Source organism: Polynucleobacter sp. MWH-UH24A (genome assembly GCF_018687475.1).
GTDB lineage: Bacteria > Pseudomonadota > Gammaproteobacteria > Burkholderiales > Burkholderiaceae > Polynucleobacter.
On the sequence record NZ_CP061292.1, the window covers coordinates 460,028 to 479,118 of the forward strand.

Annotated in this window: 24 protein-coding genes; 13 read left to right on the top strand and 11 right to left on the bottom strand. The window is 47.2% G+C overall.

Annotated features, from left to right (window positions below):
• The first annotated feature begins 2 nt into the window (after positions 1-2).
• Positions 3-929, top strand: a complete 927-nt coding sequence (cysM, locus tag ICV32_RS02405) for a cysteine synthase CysM (RefSeq protein ID WP_215371625.1) — start codon at positions 3-5, stop codon at positions 927-929.
• Here the strand turns inward: cysM and ICV32_RS02410 are convergent.
• A complete protein-coding gene (locus ICV32_RS02410; protein ID WP_215371627.1) occupies positions 926-2,206 on the bottom strand; it encodes a lytic murein transglycosylase in 1,281 nt (426 codons plus the stop codon). The two genes, cysM and ICV32_RS02410, sit on opposite strands and share 4 nt — an antisense overlap.
• 83 nt (positions 2,207-2,289) lie before the next feature.
• Here ICV32_RS02410 and ICV32_RS02415 point away from each other — a divergent pair, with 83 nt between their 5' ends.
• The 3 genes from ICV32_RS02415 to ICV32_RS02425 are packed head-to-tail and all read left to right on the top strand — an operon-like array spanning position 2,290 to position 4,939.
• On the top strand, positions 2,290-3,210 hold the full coding sequence (locus ICV32_RS02415; protein ID WP_215371629.1) for a histone deacetylase family protein: 921 nt from the start codon (positions 2,290-2,292) through the stop codon (positions 3,208-3,210).
• A 50-nt stretch (positions 3,211-3,260) separates the two neighbouring features.
• The gene (locus tag ICV32_RS02420) at positions 3,261-4,010 is read left to right on the top strand and encodes an electron transfer flavoprotein subunit beta/FixA family protein (RefSeq protein ID WP_215371631.1); all 750 of its coding nucleotides are present in this window, start codon (positions 3,261-3,263) and stop codon (positions 4,008-4,010) included.
• On the top strand, positions 4,010-4,939 hold the full coding sequence (locus ICV32_RS02425; RefSeq protein WP_215371633.1) for an electron transfer flavoprotein subunit alpha/FixB family protein: 930 nt from the start codon (positions 4,010-4,012) through the stop codon (positions 4,937-4,939). The genes ICV32_RS02420 and ICV32_RS02425 overlap by 1 nt, the downstream gene beginning before the upstream one ends.
• A gap of 7 nt (positions 4,940-4,946) precedes the next feature.
• Here ICV32_RS02425 and ICV32_RS02430 read toward each other — a convergent pair whose 3' ends face one another.
• Both ICV32_RS02430 and ICV32_RS02435 read right to left on the bottom strand, forming a co-directional pair.
• On the bottom strand, positions 4,947-5,402 hold the full coding sequence (locus ICV32_RS02430; protein WP_215371634.1) for a hypothetical protein: 456 nt from the start codon (positions 5,400-5,402) through the stop codon (positions 4,947-4,949).
• On the bottom strand, positions 5,399-5,863 hold the full coding sequence (locus ICV32_RS02435) for an META domain-containing protein (RefSeq protein ID WP_215371636.1): 465 nt from the start codon (positions 5,861-5,863) through the stop codon (positions 5,399-5,401). The genes ICV32_RS02430 and ICV32_RS02435 overlap by 4 nt, the downstream gene beginning before the upstream one ends.
• A gap of 238 nt (positions 5,864-6,101) precedes the next feature.
• On the opposite strand from ICV32_RS02435, the gene rpsP reads away from it, so the two are divergent.
• The 6 genes from rpsP (at position 6,102) to ICV32_RS02465 (ending at position 9,918) form a co-directional block, all read left to right on the top strand.
• Positions 6,102-6,347, top strand: coding sequence for a 30S ribosomal protein S16 (gene rpsP, locus ICV32_RS02440; protein ID WP_215371638.1), 246 nt, complete (start codon positions 6,102-6,104; stop codon positions 6,345-6,347).
• 27 nt (positions 6,348-6,374) lie between these two features.
• Entirely contained in the window at positions 6,375-6,911 is a 537-nt protein-coding gene (gene rimM / locus ICV32_RS02445) for a ribosome maturation factor RimM (protein ID WP_215371640.1), read from the top strand.
• A 17-nt stretch (positions 6,912-6,928) separates the two neighbouring features.
• A complete protein-coding gene (gene trmD / locus ICV32_RS02450) occupies positions 6,929-7,681 on the top strand; it encodes a tRNA (guanosine(37)-N1)-methyltransferase TrmD (protein WP_215372503.1) in 753 nt (250 codons plus the stop codon).
• Between the two features lie 82 nt (positions 7,682-7,763).
• On the top strand, positions 7,764-8,162 hold the full coding sequence (rplS, locus tag ICV32_RS02455) for a 50S ribosomal protein L19 (protein ID WP_215371643.1): 399 nt from the start codon (positions 7,764-7,766) through the stop codon (positions 8,160-8,162).
• A 71-nt stretch (positions 8,163-8,233) separates the two neighbouring features.
• The gene (locus ICV32_RS02460) at positions 8,234-8,965 is read left to right on the top strand and encodes a CoA pyrophosphatase (RefSeq protein WP_215371645.1); all 732 of its coding nucleotides are present in this window, start codon (positions 8,234-8,236) and stop codon (positions 8,963-8,965) included.
• Positions 8,962-9,918 carry a CobD/CbiB family protein gene (locus ICV32_RS02465; protein ID WP_215371647.1) on the top strand — a complete coding sequence of 319 codons (957 nt, stop codon included), beginning with the start codon at positions 8,962-8,964 and terminating at the stop codon, positions 9,916-9,918. Before ICV32_RS02460 ends, ICV32_RS02465 begins: the two co-directional genes overlap by 4 nt.
• Here ICV32_RS02465 and rsgA read toward each other — a convergent pair.
• Both rsgA and ICV32_RS02475 read right to left on the bottom strand, forming a co-directional pair.
• Positions 9,863-10,858 (bottom strand): ribosome small subunit-dependent GTPase A, encoded by a 996-nt coding sequence (gene rsgA / locus ICV32_RS02470; RefSeq protein ID WP_215371649.1) that lies wholly within the window; start codon positions 10,856-10,858, stop codon positions 9,863-9,865. The two genes, ICV32_RS02465 and rsgA, sit on opposite strands and share 56 nt — an antisense overlap.
• Before the next feature lie 13 nt (positions 10,859-10,871).
• Complete coding sequence (locus ICV32_RS02475) at positions 10,872-12,122, bottom strand: M48 family metallopeptidase (RefSeq protein ID WP_215371651.1); 1,251 nt, start codon at positions 12,120-12,122, stop codon at positions 10,872-10,874.
• A 27-nt stretch (positions 12,123-12,149) separates the two neighbouring features.
• On the opposite strand from ICV32_RS02475, the gene orn reads away from it, so the two are divergent.
• A complete protein-coding gene (orn, locus tag ICV32_RS02480) occupies positions 12,150-12,722 on the top strand; it encodes an oligoribonuclease (RefSeq protein WP_251371907.1) in 573 nt (190 codons plus the stop codon).
• Here the strand turns inward: orn and mog are convergent, their stop codons facing one another.
• On the bottom strand, positions 12,723-13,340 hold the full coding sequence (gene mog, locus ICV32_RS02485) for a molybdopterin adenylyltransferase (RefSeq protein WP_215371654.1): 618 nt from the start codon (positions 13,338-13,340) through the stop codon (positions 12,723-12,725). It abuts the gene before it with no gap.
• 26 nt (positions 13,341-13,366) lie between these two features.
• On the opposite strand from mog, the gene pmbA reads away from it, so the two are divergent.
• Positions 13,367-14,713, top strand: coding sequence for a metalloprotease PmbA (pmbA, locus tag ICV32_RS02490; protein ID WP_215371655.1), 1,347 nt, complete (start codon positions 13,367-13,369; stop codon positions 14,711-14,713).
• Here pmbA and ICV32_RS02495 read toward each other — a convergent pair whose 3' ends face one another.
• The 3 genes from ICV32_RS02495 to fdxA are packed head-to-tail and all read right to left on the bottom strand — an operon-like array spanning position 14,714 to position 16,361.
• Positions 14,714-15,205 (bottom strand): dihydrofolate reductase, encoded by a 492-nt coding sequence (locus ICV32_RS02495; protein WP_215371657.1) that lies wholly within the window; start codon positions 15,203-15,205, stop codon positions 14,714-14,716.
• A gap of 9 nt (positions 15,206-15,214) precedes the next feature.
• Positions 15,215-16,009: a thymidylate synthase gene (locus ICV32_RS02500; protein WP_215371659.1), complete on the bottom strand. Its 795-nt coding sequence runs from the start codon at positions 16,007-16,009 to the stop codon at positions 15,215-15,217.
• Positions 16,010-16,037: 28 nt separating this feature from the next.
• Complete coding sequence (gene fdxA / locus ICV32_RS02505; protein ID WP_108509308.1) at positions 16,038-16,361, bottom strand: ferredoxin FdxA; 324 nt, start codon at positions 16,359-16,361, stop codon at positions 16,038-16,040.
• Between the two features lie 114 nt (positions 16,362-16,475).
• On the opposite strand from fdxA, the gene ICV32_RS02510 reads away from it, so the two are divergent.
• Positions 16,476-17,462: a D-glycerate dehydrogenase gene (locus tag ICV32_RS02510; protein WP_215371660.1), complete on the top strand. Its 987-nt coding sequence runs from the start codon at positions 16,476-16,478 to the stop codon at positions 17,460-17,462.
• Positions 17,463-17,474: 12 nt separating this feature from the next.
• Here the strand turns inward: ICV32_RS02510 and ICV32_RS02515 are convergent, their stop codons facing one another.
• Positions 17,475-17,774, bottom strand: a complete 300-nt coding sequence (locus ICV32_RS02515; protein WP_215371662.1) for a hypothetical protein — start codon at positions 17,772-17,774, stop codon at positions 17,475-17,477.
• A gap of 12 nt (positions 17,775-17,786) precedes the next feature.
• Positions 17,787-19,088, bottom strand: coding sequence for a gephyrin-like molybdotransferase Glp (gene glp, locus ICV32_RS02520; protein ID WP_215371664.1), 1,302 nt, complete (start codon positions 19,086-19,088; stop codon positions 17,787-17,789).
• Positions 19,089-19,091: the final 3 nt, after the last annotated feature.

Here is a 19,091-nt window from a genome sequence, read left to right on the forward strand (position 1 = left end):
CCATGACCCAATCCAATCCATCCGCAGCACTTTATCCAACCATCTCTCAGACCATTGGCAACACGCCATTGGTTCGTTTACAGCGTATTCCAGGTATGGATAATGAGCGGCGCGGTAATGTAGTTTTGGGTAAGTTGGAGGGTAATAATCCAGCGGGGTCGGTCAAAGACCGACCCGCGCTGTCGATGATCAAGCATGCTGAGTTGCGGGGCGATATTAAGCCCGGAGACACCTTGATCGAGGCAACGAGTGGTAATACCGGTATTGCAATCGCGATGGTTGGGGCGATGTTGGGCTACAAAATTATTTTGGTCATGCCGGAAAACCAAAGTCTCGAGCGTCGACAGAGTATGGCTGCGTATGGAGCAGAACTTATTTTGACTTCCAGTTCTGGCGGGATGGAATTAGCCAGAGATTACGCTGAGCAATTACAAAAAGAGGGGCGTGGAAAGCTATTGGATCAATTTGCTAATCCAGATAATCCGCGGGCTCATATCGAGACTACGGGGCCAGAGATTTGGCGCGATACGCATGGCCAGATTACTCATTTTGTTTCTGCGATGGGGACTACAGGAACAATTACTGGCGTGTCGACGTATTTAAAGTCAATGAATCCCGACATTCAAATTATTGGTGGACAGCCCGAAGAGGGTTCACAGATTCCTGGAATTCGGAAATGGGCACCTGCTTATTTACCAAAAATCTATCAAGCCGAACGCGTCGATCGAATTGAATACGTGACCCAGGCCGAGGCCGAGGAAATGGCACGCCGCATGGCCAAGGAAGAAGGCATCTTTTGTGGTGTTTCTGCTGCTGGCGCCTTAGTCATCGCGCTACGCGTTGCGCAAACGGTTGAAAATGCCACCATCGTTTTTATTGTGTGCGATCGAGGTGATCGTTATTTATCAACAGGCGTATTCCCAGCCTAATTACTTGGCTTTAGTGGCTTGCTCGATTTCTTCGCTTTGCTATCTTTCTTAGCTGCTTTAGCTGGCGTGGATCGATTTTTGCTAGCTGGCACCTGCTCGAGTTTCTCGATCCGCTCTCGCGTGATCACACTTTTATTTTGATACCCAAGTGCCTGCGCAAATTCAGCAACACTTTGGGCATAAAAGTAACTGCGGTTGTAGTTCACGATACTTAGAAAGTTTTGTAGTCCAGCCACGTAAGTAGTTTCTGTCTCTTGATTGGCTCCGGGTGAAGGGAGATCAACAACCAAAGCCTTGCTGCTTGGTTCTACTCCGCCTTGAAGGAGATCACCATTGTTGGGTTCCAAAATACCCAATTGAATCAGTTCTGCTACCGTGATTTTGGCAATCGGCTGGCCATCAGCGAGTTCGATAATTTTTGCTTGCGTTTTATCATTTTCAATCACTGGAAAGTAGATTGGCATACCTGGTTGCCAGCCGTGTACTTTAAGAAAGTTGGCGACGCTAAAGATTGCATCGCGTCGATTATTGCGAAGATCGATTACGCCATCGCCATCACCATCGGTGGCAAATTGCAAAATACTTCCAGGCATGAATTGAGGAAGGCCAATAGCGCCTGCATAAGAGCTACTTTGATTGAGGCAACGATTAAAATAATTTTGCCTGTTCTTGGCCTCTTGCCAGCATAAAATAATCAGGTCTTTGAGCTGATTCTCAAATAGAATCTCTCGCGCAGCTTGATTGGGGGCCTCTGGGTAATCAAAAGCAAGCGTGGTCAGTACGTCCTTGACCCGAAAGTTTCCCATTTGCCGACCATAAATTGTTTCCACACCGATAATGGCTGCAATGACTTGATGAGGGACACCCGATTCTGATTCGGCAGCCTCTAGAGCGGCTCGATTTTGCTCAATAAAGCTAAGACCGGCCCGAATCCGAGCCGGTTCAACAAAGCGCGAATGGTATACCCGCCAATTTTTTTGAAAGCTAACTGGCGGGGGCGCAACTAATTTTTTGATTTGAGATAGGTTTTGGACATCTTTAAAACCATTCTCTAAAAATATTATGGGGATATTTTGTTGCTCGGATACTCGATTGAGGAGGTCTTGGAGTGATGATGTATCTCGTTTGGCATTGGAGGTGCTGGTCTTACTCGGAGGGACCTTTGCGATGGATTTCGGGTCCTCATTGTTGGCTGTGTCTGGCTGCTGAGTGGTGGATGCACAAGCGCCTAACAGAACCGTTAGTGCGAGGCTGGAGAAAAACGGTAGAAAGTTCAAGATCGCGCTAAGATAATAAAAATAGTATTTTTAATACAAATTCATACTAAGTATAGTTAGTTGTTATTCACTGAGAGACAAATATGAGTACTGCCTACATAAGCCACCCCGACTTTATGAAACACGAGATGGGCCGCCATCACCCAGAATGCCCAGAACGAATTGCAGCAATTGAGGACCAGTTAATCCAAAGTCGTCTTGATGCACACCTAAAGCGAATTGATCCACCACTTGCCTCGGAAGCGGATATCACTCGAGTTCATAGCGAGGATCACTTAGCATTTGTGAAGAGTAAGGCACCTTCTAGTGGCTACTCGATGATTGATGGGGATACGATCATGAACCCTGCCACTTGGACTGTTTCGTTACGTGCGGCTGGCGCCGCGATAGCAGCGGTTGATGCAGTCATGCAAGGTGAAGTGAACAATGCATTTTGTGCGATTCGTCCCCCGGGGCATCATGCCGAGCCGCATCGCTCAATGGGATTTTGTGTATTTAACAATGTAGCTATTGCGACACGCTATGCGATTGAAACCTATGGTTTAGATCGAGTGGCTGTGATTGATTTTGATGTCCACCATGGTAATGGTACAGAAGCTGCATTCATCAATGATCCTCATGTACTGATGTGCAGTTTTTTTCAGCACCCCTTCTATCCATATAGTGGTCTTGATGGCGGAGACAATATGGTTAATGTGCCCTTACCAGCAAGCACCAACGGCAAGGTTGTGCGCGAAATGATTAGTCAAACCTGGATTCCACGTCTTCATGAATTTAAGCCCCAATTGATTATTATTTCAGCGGGTTTTGATGCCCACCGTGAGGATGATTTAGGCCAAATGGGCCTGGTTGAAGATGATTATGTTTGGATGACAAAGCAGTTGATGGAGATTGCTAATCAGTATTGTGAGGGCAAGATTGTGAGTTGCCTTGAGGGTGGATATAACCTTTCGGCATTAGGTCGCAGTGTGGCTGCTCATTTGAAAACTTTAGCCGAGATCTAGTCTAAATCACGATAAAATAACGATTTGGGTAAGCATAAAGGTCGTCTTTTATGAAGATTTTGGTCGCAGTCAAACGAGTTGTCGATTACAACGTTAAGGTTCGCGTAAAGTCGGATCAATCCGGGGTGGATATTGCGAACGTCAAAATGAGCATGAACCCCTTTGATGAAATTGCTGTTGAAGAGGCGGTGCGACTAAAGGAAGCAGGCCTTGCTACAGAAATTATTGCCTTTTCAGCAGGCTCTCAAGCGTGTCAAGAGACGTTAAGAACGGCTCTGGCGATTGGCGCAGACCGAGCTATCTTATGTGAGACCGAGATCGAATTACAGCCCTTGGCAGTTGCCAAATTACTTCAAGCAATCTATCTCAAAGAACAGCCGCAACTCATCATTATGGGTAAGCAAGCAATTGATGATGACAGTAACCAAACGGGGCAAATGGTGGCCGCTTTGCTCAATCTTCCGCAGGCAACATTTGCCTCTAAAGTAACGATTAGTAATGGCCAGGCATCGGTCACGCGTGAGGTTGATGGCGGTCTTGAGACCGTTGCAGTCTCTTTACCTGCCGTGATCACAACCGATCTTCGTCTAAACGAGCCGCGTTATGTCACCCTGCCCAATATTATGAAAGCCAAGAAAAAGCAGTTGGATGTTGTGAAGCCTGATGATCTCGGTATCGATATCACGCCACGGTTGAAAACAATTCGGGTCGAGGAGCCACCTAAACGCTCTGCGGGGATCAAAGTGGCTGATGTTGCAACCTTGATCGATAAACTAAAAAACGAAGCAAAGGTACTGTAATGGCCGCACTGGTTCTCGCTGAGCATGATCAGCATTCATTAAAAATGGCTACGCATCACTCGGTAAGCGCTGCTAAGCAGTGCACCAATGAAGTGGATGTTTTACTAGTTGGTCATGATATCGACCCGATCGCACAAGAGGCCAGTAAGATAGAGGGAGTTCGTAAGGTTATCTATGCAAATGCACCGCATTTTGCGAACCAGTTACCGGAAGTAGTTGCCGAGCAAATCCTTGCCCTAGCTTCTAGTTACGATTACTTTCTAGCACCCGCTACGGCCCATGGTAAGAGCGTGATGCCCCGGGTTGCGGCAAAGCTTGACGTTGCACAGCTCTCCGATATTACTAAGGTTGTGTCGCCCGATCAGTTTGAGCGTCCCATTTATGCAGGTAATGCAATTGCGACGGTACAAACGATTGACTCCAAAAAGGTAATTACGGTTCGAACGACTAATTTTGATCCTGCGAATACTGGCGGATCATGTTCAATCGAATCAATTACTACCTCAGAACCATTTGCTGCGAGTCAATTCATTGGTCGTGAGTTGACTAAATCGGATCGTCCCGAACTAGCGGCTGCCAAAATTATTGTTTCTGGAGGTCGTGGACTTGGCTCTGCCGAGAAATATAAAGAGTTAATTGAGCCATTGGCCGATAAGCTTGGCGCCGCCCTCGGTGCTTCGCGTGCTGCAGTGGATGCAGGCTATGTTCCCAATGATTATCAAGTTGGTCAAACTGGGAAAATTGTGGCCCCACAGCTATATATCGCAGTGGGGATCTCGGGAGCAATCCAACATCTCGCTGGGATGAAAGACTCTAAAGTAATTGTGGCGATTAATAAAGATCCAGACGCACCAATCTTTGGGGTAGCAGACTATGGCTTAGTTGGCGACCTTTTTACCTTAGTACCCGAGTTAACTAACTCGATCTAATACCACCTTATTGACTCAGCTTTTTAGCTTCCTCAATCTGGTAGATGAAAAATTGCTCAAAACCAATTGCTAGAAAGCTCATCATCGCTCCTGCACCAATCACCAGGGACAGGATTACGCAAATCACTACTGGCCAGCCAGACTCCGTTTTTTGTTTCCCTTGAAATGACGCGTTGAATTGCGCATCCCATTTTTCATCGGGACGCAAACCAAACACAATCGTGCTTAACCAACTTGCTTCCAAGGCAATAAATCCAAGAACAATTAAAACCCAAGCTGCTGCAGAGGACTCTGGACTTGTGCCTAAAAGCAAAAACCCTAGAATCCCAGCAATTAGAGACGTAAGCTGGATCCAACCCCAAAAACTTTTGATACCGAGTAAATAAAAGCAATTGAATCCAGTACCAGGAAGAAAGAGCCCCAGCGCAGAAAACATTAACTTAGACCGAAATGGAGTGCTCATGGATTAGTTCGTTGGATTAAGTTAAAACCTAACACCTCGCGGTTGGGACCAATGATAAGTAAATAATTGCCATCGCGTGCAATGCTTCGGTAATCCCTCAATAGATACAAGAATTCGCGTTCAATCTCGTCGCGATTGGAGGCGCAGGCCATACGTGTCGTGGCAATTTGTTCAATCTGAAATCCCCGCGAGTCTTCTATGATTTGCGCATTAAAGCGATTGCAGCCACTATAGCCACTTGCTCGGCCTTGACTAAATTGCAAGCTAATTTTTTGACCACCATCGCTAGGCATCGATCGAAGACGAACTTCACCCATGGTGTTAGGCGCCATATTCCAGCGATTGAGTTCCCATTGCGTGCCCACCAATTCGGAGTAGGGCGGGGTTGTTTTTCCAGGACATGGTGGGACCAGATTGGCACAACCGATTAAAAAAAACGGCGCCAGGGTAACGATACCCATCAGCTGCCTTTTGGCTTGTAAAACCCGAAGCACTGAGTTTTCTTTGTAACCTATTGATCTATATATATTTTTTTTGGTCACGGTCAATAATCTTTCATGGAATGATGGAGTTTTTTGGTCATTTCGTCTAGAATATGAGGTTTTCTGTAATCGTCACTCTTGTTGGTCATTTAAGCCCTTTGGAGCAAAGACGATTTGGTCAACCATTTTGTAATCATTTGATTTTAAGGAAATACCTATGGTCGTTATTCGACTTGCCCGCGGCGGCTCTAAAAAGCGCCCTTTTTACAGCATCGTTGCTACCGACAAACGCAATCGTCGAGACTCGAATTTCATCGAGCGCTTGGGTTACTTTAATCCTAAAGCCTCTGAAAAAGAGCAGGCAATGCGCCTATCCCAAGACCGTTTAACGTATTGGTCTGGCGTGGGTGCGCAAATTTCGCCAACGGTAAAGCGTTTGATCAAGGATCATCCAGCGGCCTAAAACTTGGCCATAATTAATGGGGGAGCGGTGAGCGGTCATCCATCCCCCTCTGATTTAGTTGATTTAGGCATTGTCTACGATGCCCAGGGCCTCAAAGGCCACATTAAGGTTCGCCCATACTCCCCTGACCCAGTTGCTCTTCTCGCATGCCAAGAGGCATATTTACAGGGCTATGAGGCTGGAGCCAAGCCCACCGTTTATCGCGTTCAATCTGCAAAAATTCACTCTGGCTATGTGGTGATGCTTTTGAACGGCATTTGTGATCGGGACGCTGCATTAGCCCTTAAGGGTTGGGCGGTATCGCTTCCTAGAGATGCATTTCCACCACCTGAGCAAGATACCTATTATTGGATTGATTTAATTGGGTGCGAGGTTTACAACGAACAGGGAATTCATTTGGGGGCGATTCTTGATATGGCTGAATTTGGCGCCCATCCAATCATGACGATTGGTAGCGAGCTGATTCCTTTTGTCCCAGCGATTGTTAAATCGGTTCAGTTAAAGTCGGCCGAGTTTCCAGCGGGTAGGGTGGTCGTGGATTGGCAGCCAAATTGGAGTCAATAAGCATGGAAAAGACCAAAATGGATTTTGATGTGCTTACACTCTTCCCAGACATGTTTGCTGCTCTTACTCAGTATGGCGTGACTGGACGCGCCTGTGAGCAACAACTAACTTCTGTAACCACCTGGAATATCAGAGATTTTTCGGAGGATTCCCGAAAAACCGTTGATGATCGAGCTTATGGTGGAGGCCCAGGTATGGTGATGATGGCAAAACCCCTGGAATCTTGTTTGGAGGCCGTTGGCCGGTCCCAAGTAAGTCGAGGATTGGGCAGCGGACCGGTTTGTCTTCTCAGCCCCCAGGGAGAGCCGTTTACCCAAAAGTTAGCAACAGATATCCTCAATTACCGACAATTAACCCTAATTTGCGGTAGGTATGAGGCAGTAGATCAACGTTTTATCGATGGAAAAGTCGATTTAGAGATCTCAGTCGGGGATTTTGTCGTATCGGGGGGCGAGTTACCTGCCATGATCCTTATGGATGCTGTAATTCGCTTAATTCCAGGGGCCTTGGGAGATGAAGGTTCGGCTCTGCAGGATAGCTTTATGAATGGGCTTTTGGACCACCCCCACTTCACCCGTCCGGAGATTTATGGAAATAAATCCGTCCCCGACGTGCTTTTGGGCGGACATCACGCTAAAATAGCGGTTTGGCGTCGGCAAAAGTCATTAGAGCTGACGTTCAAGCGCCGCCCAGACCTCATCGTCAAAGCGCGCGCTAATGGGTTGCTAAGTCCTAAGGATGAGGCGTTTTTGAAGACGCTTGAATCCTAACGGTTTGGCGAAAATTAAATTGCATCCTCTATTGAGTCCACTTGTGTGGGATTAACGTCAATACGATGCCAAAGGAGTTGAAATGAATTTGATTCAAACTATTGAGCAAGAGGAAATTGCTCGTCTAACCGCCAACAAAACGATTCCAAGTTTTGCGCCTGGCGACACCGTGGTTGTTAGTGTGAATGTTGTTGAAGGGACCCGTAAACGTGCGCAGGCCTTTGAAGGTGTAGTAATTGCTAAGCGCAACCGCGGCCTAAACTCCAGTTTCATCGTCCGCAAGATTTCATCTGGTGAGGGCGTGGAGCGTACTTTTCAGACTTATTCCCCGCTGATTGCTAGCATTGAAGTGAAGCGTCGCGGTGATGTACGTCGTGCTAAGTTGTATTACTTGCGCGATCGTTCTGGTAAGTCTGCACGTATTAAAGAAAAGTTAACTGCACGCGCTAAAGAGACAGCGGCCGAGCAAACGGCTGAGTAATTCATTTGGTTCATGCCACTAAGGCGACTTCGGTCGCCTTTTTGTTTTCTTAAATCACCTAAAATGACGGCATGGTTAATTCATCTGCATCGATCAGAAAAAGCTTAGCGGCGCCACCTCATTTCAATCCCCGCAGCGTACCAATTTCACATCGCTGTGAAGATCAAACGCGGGTGTCTGATCATCTGTTCAATGCAAATGTTCTGCGTCAGCGCTTCGCCTCGCCACCAGCCTGGACTCCTGAAATTACCGATGAAAATCGACATGTGATCGCAAGTAACATCATCGCGCAACGGGAGGCAGAGGGGCTAACCACAGAGGCTGCTATTTTGTTGCCAATCGTGATGCAATCAAACGGTTTGCATGTGCTTTTAACGCAACGAACGGAGCATTTGCATGATCATGCTGGGCAAATTAGTTTTCCAGGTGGGCGCAAGGACTTTGCCGATGAATCCATTATTACTACCGCATTGCGTGAAAGCGAAGAGGAGATTGGCTTGCCCAGCGACCATATTGATGTAATTGGGACCATGCCAGAGTATTTGACCGTGTCCGGTTATCGGGTGACCCCCGTGGTTGCCTTAGTCGCGCCTCCTCAGGCATATCGTCCAGACCCATTTGAGGTGGCGGATGTTTTTGAGGTTCCTCTGTCATTTCTGATGAACCCAGCAAATCATGAGGTGCGGGTATGGCATAGTGATGAGGGCTCACGGCGATTTTATGCAATACCGTATGCGGATCGCTTTATTTGGGGCGCTACAGCCGGAATGTTACGAAATCTATATCATTTATTAAAAGCATGACCTTTTTCTCCATTCTCTTCGCACTGATTGCCGAGCAATACCGGCCTGTTACCGCATCGCATTGGATCCGGAGAATGAGTGCCGCATGGCTCGATTGGGTCGCCAAAGAGTTTGGTGGTAAATCTGAGCAGGGCGCAACCCCAGTGGGCGCTCGTCTAGCGTGCTTGGTTGGCTTTGGTCTTCCAACCCTATTGGTGTTTGTGATTTATCTACTTGCATATGTTGTGAGCCCACTATTGGCGTTTGCGTGGAACATCATCATCGTCTATCTATTCTTCGGTTTTCGTCAATTTAGCCATTCGTTTACTGAGGTCCACGAAGCGATTCAAAACCACGATCTTCTGGCAGCCCGAAAGGCGCTACAAGAGTGGGTAGGGGATGAGTTGGACACTTCCCATTTATCTCAAAGCGAAATCATTGCCATTGCTCTGGAGCGAGCGATTGTTGGAGCGCATCGCCATGTGTTTGGCGTATTTTTCTGGTTTCTTATGCCCATTGGTCCTGCTGGTGTCGTTTTATATCGATTGGCGGATAAAGCAAGTCGTCGGTGGGAGGCGTTTGGTCTGAACCTATCAGAAGCAGCTAAACATTTTTTCTTTATCCTGGATTGGGTGCCAGTTCGCCTCAGTGCAATTAGTTTTGCAATCGTGGGCAATTTTGAAGATGCGATTTATGCATGGCGTAACTTAACCAGTAAGTGGGCGGATCCGCTTTCAGCTGTTTTACTGGCCTCGGGTAGTGGCGCACTCGGAGTTCGTTTGGGCGAGCCTTTACGGGAGCCAACCAGTGATGAGGCATTAGCAAGGGCTGAGGCGGGCGAGCCACCTGTTTATGAGATTGGCCATGAGCCCAGCGAGCGATCCATGCGCTCGGCAATTGGTCTTGTGTGGCGAGCCCTTATCGTTTGTATGGTGGTTTTAGCGATGTTGACCATCGCTCTCTGGATGGGCTGATTCCCTGGATTTGGATATCGGCTGTTTTCGAGTCTGAGACCAGCTGTTTAAAGAGTGTTAAGCGCTCGCTCGCAATTGCACCTGATAAGACAGCCGCTTGAACCGCGCAATCGGGCTCGTTGTCGTGTTTGCAATTATGAAAGCGGCATTTTCCTAAATAGGACTTGAACTCCCGAAACGCATGTTGTAACTGGCTTTCGGATACATGGGCAAGGCCAAATTCCTGAAAGCCTGGTGAATCAATAATCGCTCCCAAACAATGGATATCGCGACCCCATTCCGGTAAATCAAAATAGCGACAGGCTGTCGTGGTGTGTTTGCCACTATCTAGTTTTTGAGAGTATTCCTGGGTTACGGCTGCGGCATTGGGAACCCAGGCATTGAGAAGAGTTGACTTACCCATACCAGATTGACCCACCAAAACCGATACCTTGCCCCTTAAGAGCGGGTGAAGTATGTCAAGGGATTGGGGATTAAATTTTGCAGAGACCTCATGCACGGCATAACCCATCGATTTGTATGGGGCAAGCTGATCACGTGCAACCGTAAGCTTTTCTTGCAGATCGCATTTGTTCAAAATAATATGAAGGTCGATTTGATTTAGTTCGGCTGCAATCACAGCGCGCCCGAGAAGGTCTGGAGAGAATGCAGGCGCGGTTGCTAAAACAATCAATATTTGATCGACATTCGCAGCGATACTCTTACTTTTGAATGCATCCGAGCGATACAGTAAATTCTTGCGAGGCTCAATCTCAAGAATGCGCGCTTGATCAGCCGATGTGGCCTCAAGAATTAATCGATCACCGACAGCACCGAGGTGTTGTTTGCCGGGGACGCTCACTTGAATAAAGGGTCCACCATGGGATCCATCAGCCTCAATTCGTTGCGCTAAATAATGCCTGCCGTACGAAGCGCTCAGAAGGGCACGAAATGAACCCATTACCGAATATTACTCATGCAAAACGTTGTAAGTGCGCAATCCGCAATGGAGCAGGGGGATGCGAGCTATAAAAAGCGGTGTAGATGGGGTCCGGGGTGAGGGTGGAAGCATTATCTTGATAAAGTTTCACAAGAGCAGAGATGAGGGCATTTGCAGATGACTTTTGGGCGGCAAAATGATCTGCTTCGTACTCATGTTTGCGGGAAGCAAGACTTCCCAATGGTGTAAAAAAGAATCCAAATACAGGCGCTACCAACATAAAAAGGGCGAGCGCAAGACCACCGTTATAGCCGGTAAGGTCAGGAGTTACTCCGAGGCTAAAATAGAACCAGGGTTGAGTACTAACCCATCCCAGAATGGCTAGCATAACAAAACTGAGGGCAAATGAGACAAGTAGACGTTTGCGAATATGTTGACGTTTAAAGTGACCTAGCTCATGGGCTAAAACCGCTTCGACTTCTAAAGGCTCTAGTTTTTCAATGAGGGTGTCAAAAAAGACAATACGTTTGGCTTTACCAATGCCTGTGAAATAGGCGTTACCGTGGGCACTGCGTTTGCTACCATCCATCACGAAAAGACCTTGACTCGCGAAGTCACAGCGTTTTAAGAGCTGCTCAATTTGAGTTTTTAAGGGGCCATCCTCAAGCGCCTTAAATTTGTTAAATAGGGGCGCAATTACCGTTGGAAAGAGCCATAGCAACAAGGCATTAAATAGTGTCCAAACGATCCAAGTCCACAGCCACCAATACGAGCCACTTGTGGCCATGAGTTCGAGAACCAGCCACAGTAGCGGCAGGCCAAGCACCGCCGCTAGAGCAGTTCCTTTGATGGTATCTAGCCAAAAGAGGCGCGGAGTCATTCGATTAAAGCCAAACGCTGCCTCAATACCAAATTGCTTTTTCCAGGTAAAGGGTAAATCTAAAATCCCCGAAATGAATGCCAAGGAAACTAAAAGAAGCATTTGCTGAGCAATGCCTGATCCCAGCATGCTTAATAGCGTTTGATTAAGCCACTCTAAGCCGCCAAGTAAAGTGAAGCCGATTAAGACAAATGCACCAAAGGCATTTTCGAGAAGTCCGAAGCGTAATTTTGCAATGGTGTAATCAGCCGCTTTTTGATGATCGGCTAAAGAAACTCGGGAAGCAAATTCATTCGGTACACTAGCGCGGTGGAGGGCGACGTGGCGTATTTGTCGCATGGCCAACCAGTGGCGCATGCCAACGCTCAATAGTAGGGCGGCAATGAAGATCAATGTAAAGGTCATGAAAGTATTATAGAGATGAGTGAACAAATGAAGCATACCGCTAACGGTAATGATCCTCTGGTTTGGGTCGATATGGAGATGTCTGGCCTTAAGCCCGATAGCGACCGTATCTTAGAAATTGCAATGATCGTCACGGATGCTCACTTAAACGTAATAGCCACAGCACCTGTATGGGTTGTTCATCAAGCCGACGAAGTATTAAATGGCATGGATGCTTGGAATAAAGGAACCCACAGCAAGTCTGGGCTTATCGATAAAGTGAAGGCTTCCTCGCTCGGTGAACCCGAAGTCGAGCAGCAGTGCATTGCCTTCCTAAAGCAATATGTGAAGGCAAACACTGCGCCAATGTGCGGTAACTCAATTTGCCAAGATCGACGCTTTATGGCCCGCTACATGCCTCAGCTCGAAGCTTATTTTCATTATCGGAACGTTGATGTTTCAACCATTAAAGAATTGTCAAAACGTTGGCAACCTAATTTAGTGAAAGGCTTTGAAAAGCAACAGGCCCACACGGCTTTGGCCGATATTATGGAATCAATCGAGGAACTCAAGTATTACCGCGAACATTTCTTTCGGATGCCCACGCCAACAAACGATTAACTACTTCTTTTTCTTGGGCCTAAAGGCTTTGACGATGGCATCATCGGTTTCGATGCATGGCCCACCCATTAGCTCAATGCAATAGGGTATCGCTGCAAAAATTCCATGAACTAAGGTCTTGCCATCAGGATCTTTTAAGCCCTCTAGAGTTTCTTGAATAGACTTGGGTTGCCCGGGGAGATTGAGGATAAGCGCACTATGACCTTCAATTTCTCGCAAGACAGCCACTTGCCTCGATAAAATCGCAGTAGGTACAAAGTGCAGACTAATTTGACGCATTTGCTCCCCAAAGCCAGGCATCTCGCGAGTCCCAACTTCTAAGGTTGCTTCAGGGGTAACATCGCGGCGCGCTGGACCGGTTCCGCCCGTTGTTAACACGAGGTCACAGCCCATTTCATCAACGAGCTCAATCAAGCTTGAGGTGATATGTTCGATTTCATCGGGGATTAGGCGTTCATGAAAAACAACAGGCGTGGTGATGACCCGAGACAGCCAATTTCGCAGACTGGGAATGCCCTCGTCAACGTAGACGCCCTGGCTGGCTCGATCTGAAATCGAGACCAAACCAATTTTTGCTTCGTTGGGAAAACGACGTTCAAAAGGGTTCGGGTGCTTCATGGTTCTATTCTAGCTATCATTAGAGGATGTTTGCATATTCACACGATCAGTTCAGAATCATTATTGACTTTATTTTGGCAGAAGCCAAGCGAATTGGCGCGACGGACGCCGCCGCTGAAATTTCAGAGGGCCACGGATTATCGGTGACCGTAAGAAAAGGGGCGGTAGAGACCATTGAACAAAGCGTCGATAAACAAGTGGGCGTCAGTGTCTACTTGGGTCAGCGTCGGGGTAATGCGAGTACAAGTGACTTCTCGCCTGAGTCGTTGCGGACTACGGTACAAGCTGCGTTTCATATTGCCAAACATACTGCAGAAGATGATTGCGCTGGATTAGCCGATCCGCATTTACTCGAGCATCACCCGCTTGACTTAGACTTATTCCATCCCTGGGAAATCGATAGTAAAAAAGCAATTGCCATTGCCAGGCAGGCAGAGAAGGCCGCTTTTGCCGTTGATCGGGCGATTGCTAATAGCGATGGGGCTTCGGTATCGGCGCATCAGGCCCACTTTATGTTGGGGACTAGCAATGGATTTATTGGCGGTTACCCATATTCAAGGCACTTTATCTCATGCGCCCCGATTGCAAATGCAGCAGGTAAGACTAGTTCCATGCAGCGCGATGATTGGTATAGCACTTCTAGGATGGCTAATGAGCTCGCTAAACCAAGTCTGATTGGCCAATATGCAGCCCAACGCGCTCTATCTCGCTTAAATGCGAAGTCACTGAGCACGCGCCGTTGCCCGGTAATTTTTGAGGCACCAATTGCTGTTGGACTGATTGGATCCCTAGTTCAAGCAACGTCAGGCGCTGCGCTCTACCGACGCTCGAGTTTTTTGCTAGACAGTCTTGGTAAAGCGGTTATGCCAAAGCATCTTGATTTATTTGAGTTGCCACATTTAAAACGACAAACTGGTAGCGCCCCTTTTGACGAGGAGGGAGTTCGCACTCAGGCTCGCTCGGTTGTTGCCAAAGGGGAGCTTCAAGGGTATTTCTTATCCAGCTATTCCGCCCGTAAGTTAGGAATGCAAACCACTGGTAATGCCGGTGGTGCACATCATTTGAGATTGCACAGTCAACATACCCCAACAGGTGGCCTACCGGGCTTACTGAAAGAAATGGGAACTGGCCTATTGGTGACTGAGCTCATGGGGCAGGGCGTTAATTACGTAACGGGTGACTACTCACGTGGTGCATTTGGTTACTGGGTAGAAAATGGTGAAATTCAACACCCGGTCGAAGAAATCACTATTGCTGGCAATCTCAAAGAGATGTTGATGGATATTGCGGCGGTGGGCGACGACACGATTATTCGTGGGACAAAGGAAACGGGCTCTATTTTGCTCGGATCAATGACAATTGGCGGAAAATAGTTATTGATGAATTCGGTTTAGGGTCACATAGCTAAACTGAATAGCACCTTCGCTCGCCGCAACCCGCTCAACAATTTCCCAATTTTGTGGATCGGGAACCTCAAAAAAGGTATCACCCTCAACCTCAAGTTCAATCTCAGTAATAAAGAGTTGGTCTGCCAATGGAAAAGCTTGACTAAATAATTGTTGGCCACCAATCACAAACACTCGCTCAAACTCGCGCAAAGATTTCAGGGCATCATCGAGCGATAAGACCAGCTCAGCCCCCTTTACCTGGTAGTCAGAATTGCGACTGACGACGATATTGCGTCTTCCTGGCAATGGTCTGCCAATCGATTCCCAGGTTTTGCGTCCCATAATAATGGGATAACCCATGGTAACTTTCTTAAAAAATTGCAAATCGGCCGAGATCTTCCAGGGCATTTGATTATCTTTGCCAATTACATGATTGCTTGATCGCGCAACGATCATCGAGATAGCAGGATTTGTCATTAATCGACTTTAGACGGCAACCGGTGCTTTGATATGGGGGTGGGACTCATACCCCACGATTTCAAAGTCTTCAAACTGGTAATCAAAGATTGACTCAGGTTTGCGATGAATTTTAAGGCTTGGTAATGGGTAGGGTGTCCGCGAGAGTTGAAGTTTTACTTGCTCTAAGTGATTGCTGTACAAATGACAATCACCGCCAGTCCAAATAAATTCGCCGGGTTGAAGATTGCATTGCTCAGCAACCATGTGCGTTAGTAAAGCGTAACTAGCAATATTAAATGGAACGCCCAAAAAAATATCGGCACTGCGCTGATAGAGTTGGCAGGAGAGTTTTCCATTAGCCACGTAAAACTGAAAGAAGGCATGGCAGGGCGCCAGCGCCATTTTTGGAATATCAGCGACATTCCAGGCCGAGACAATAATTCGGCGGGAATCCGGATTTGTTTTGATCGTATGGATAATTTCTTTGATTTGATCGATATGCTCGCCATTGGGCGCAGGCCAGGATCGCCATTGATAACCATACACTGGCCCAAGGTCTCCATTTGGAGCGGCCCATTCATCCCAAATGGATACCCCACGTTCTTTGAGCCATTGATTATTGGTATTGCCGCTCAGAAACCATAGGAGCTCATAGATAATCGACTTTAGGTGAAGCTTCTTCGTGGTCACTAGCGGGAAGCCCTCTGCGAGATCAAAGCGCATCTGATAACCAAAAACCGATAAAGTTCCGGTTCCCGTACGATCCGATTTTTGGGCGCCATGTTCGAGGACATGGTGCATGAGTTGATGAAATTGGCGCATGCGAAATTAAGTCAATGCAGGCAAGGCATTATTTTTCGAGATGCTCGAGCTTACTTTTGACATCTTTCCAATCATCCGCATCAGCAAGAGGCGCCTTGGATTTTGTGATGCTGGGCCATTGCTTAGCGAGCTCAAGATTGATTGCAATAAAGTTTTGCTGATCACCCGGCACATCATCTTCTGCATAAATTGCATTGACGGGGCATTCCGGTACACAAACCGCACAATCAATGCATTCATCCGGATCAATTGCTAAAAAATTAGGGCCTTCACGGAAACAGTCAACAGGGCATACATCAACGCAATCGGTGTATTTGCAACGAATACAGGATTCAGTGACAACGTAGGTCATAGCTCACTCTGAGGAAGAAATACGATCATAAAGACAAAAATAATCAACCATTGGATTTTATCCCAAATGGTGTAAAGTCTTGATTCTACCGATATCACACCCTTATTCAGAGCCATGACAACCAAACCCAAAATCCTCGTTGCCCGTGCCATTTTTCCAGATGCCTTAGCAAAATTGGAGGAGAAATTTGAGGTTCAATCGAATCAGGCGGATGACGTTTTTTCTCCAGAGCAATTACGCAAGCATCTTGCCGAAGTCAAGGGAGCCTTAGTATTTGGCAGTGAGCGAATTGATCGCAACACCCTCTCTGATGCGAAAGACCTAAAGATTGTGGCTAATATTTCTGTTGGCTATAACAATTTTGATGTGCCTGCAATGACTGCAGCTGGGGTAATGGCTACCAATACCCCGGATGTGTTAACCGATACAACGGCCGACTTTGGCTTTGCACTTTTAATGGCGACAGCCCGACGAATTACGGAGTCAGAGCATTGGATTCGGAATGGTCAATGGGACAAGATGTCCATCGTTTACAACCCACTGGGTATGGACTTGCATCACACCACCTTGGGCATTATTGGTATGGGCCGAATTGGCCAAGGGATTGCGAAGCGCGCTTTAGGCTTTGGGATGAAAGTGGTGTACCACAACCGCAAGCGCTTAAGTGAGGCCGACGAGAAAGCATGTGGTGCAAGGTATGTTGATAAAGAAACCTTACTGCGCGAAGCTGACCATGTTCTTTTGGTAGTGCCTTATTCTGCAGAAAGCCATCACTTGATTGGCGCTAAGGAAATTGCGCTGATGAAACCAACAGCTACATTGGTCAATATCGCGCGTGGCGGTATTGTTGATGACGCAGCTTTAGCGGCTGCGTTAAAAGCAAAAACAATTTTTGCTGCAGGTCTCGATGTTTATGAAGGTGAACCCAAGGTTCATCCGGAGTTACTCAAATTGAGTAACGTAGTATTGGCACCGCATATTGCGAGTGCCACAGAAAAAACTCGGCGCGCCATGGTTGCTTTGGCCATCGATAATTTAAATGCTGCTCTTGAAGGAAAGCGCCCACCAAGCTTGATCAATACCGAATTGTGGAAGAACTAATTTTGCCAAGCTTTACTGCTGAATATCGTCCGTCTCTTCGGGAAGTTCTTTAAGGGCAAGCTCAATACCGCCAAATTTTTCTGCAACCCAGTTGTAGACTTTACAGGCAATCCATAAGAGCCCAAAGCCCAGGATGGCATTAAGCACAAGGGCAGAAATGACTGTAAATCCAGGAATTGAGCCGTCTCGAATAAAGGCAACAAACAGAGCCAACAGTACGATTGGGACGGAGAAGCACAGGTAAACCAAAACTAAGGTTTTGGCAGTGTGCATGGGATCTAAAAATACAATTTCTTTTTTAGTAAATTTCATGATCCCGTCATCTTAAAGCAGTCCATCAAAAATCTCCACGTCTACCCAATCGCCCGGCTCAACATTTCCTTGGTCATGGTGAAGAACGATAAAACAATTGGCCTCACTCATGGAGCGCAAAATCCCAGCACCTTGGCTACCCGTTGTTTTAACGACCCATTGACCCTGGGGATCTTGAAAGACAATCCCCCGCTGAAACTCCGTACGCCCAGATTTCTTTCGAATTCCTTGGGCTGATCGGACTGGGATTAATGGAATCTCAACTTGCTTGGCGCCATTGAGCTGCAACAGCGCATTGCGGACAAACTGATAAAAGGTCACCATCACCGCTACGGGGTTACCAGGCAAGCCAAAAAATACGGTGGACATTGGCCTATTTGAATCTGGCTTTAGGCTACCAAATGCCATGGGTCGACCTGGGCGCATGGCAATTTTCCAGAATCCAACTTCACCTAGCTCTTCCATCATTTGCTTAGTGAAATCCGCCTCTCCAACCGAAACCCCGCCTGAGGAGATGATGACATCGGCCATTTGAGCGGCCGTAATGAAAGCTTTACGAAGATCATCGGGGTTGTCTCGCACGATGCCGCAATCCATCACCTCCATGCCTAGCCGCTCGATGCATGCCCGAAGACTATAGCGGTTACTGTCATAGATCTTGCCAGGCGCTAAGGATTCATGGATGTCGCAGAGCTCATTACCAGAAGAGAGGATTGCGACCTTGATACGTTGATAGACATCGAGCTCACGAATACCCAGGGATGCCATAAGACCGATGTCAGCCGGCCGTAAAATTCGCCCTTGCGAAATCGCCGCTTTACCAGACTGCAAATCTTCACCTCGTAAGCGACGATTCTCGCCGGCACGGACGATCTCATTTGAAAAGCTCACCAAACCATTACTAAGGGTCTTCGTAAATTCCTGCGGGACAACCGTATTGCAAGTTGCGGGCATCAAGGCACCCGTCATGATTTTGATGCATTGACCCGGTTTAACGTTCAATGATTCTGTTTCTCCAGCGTGTAAAGTTCCGATGACGCTTAATTCAATATTCTGGCGATCATCGCGTAGTTCACGACCATCAAATGCATACCCATCCATGGCAGAGTTATCGTGGGCTGGTACATCAATGGGTGATAAAACATCGACCGCTAGAATACGGCCGAGGCATTGATGGAGAGGCAAGGTCTCTTTTCTAAGATGGATTGCCAAAGATTCGTAACTGGAAGCGATTAAGTCAGCAATTGCTTGTCGTGCCTCAGATACAGATAAAAAATCCGACTGGAACTCTTGGTTTGCTTTTTTGGTTTCCATTGT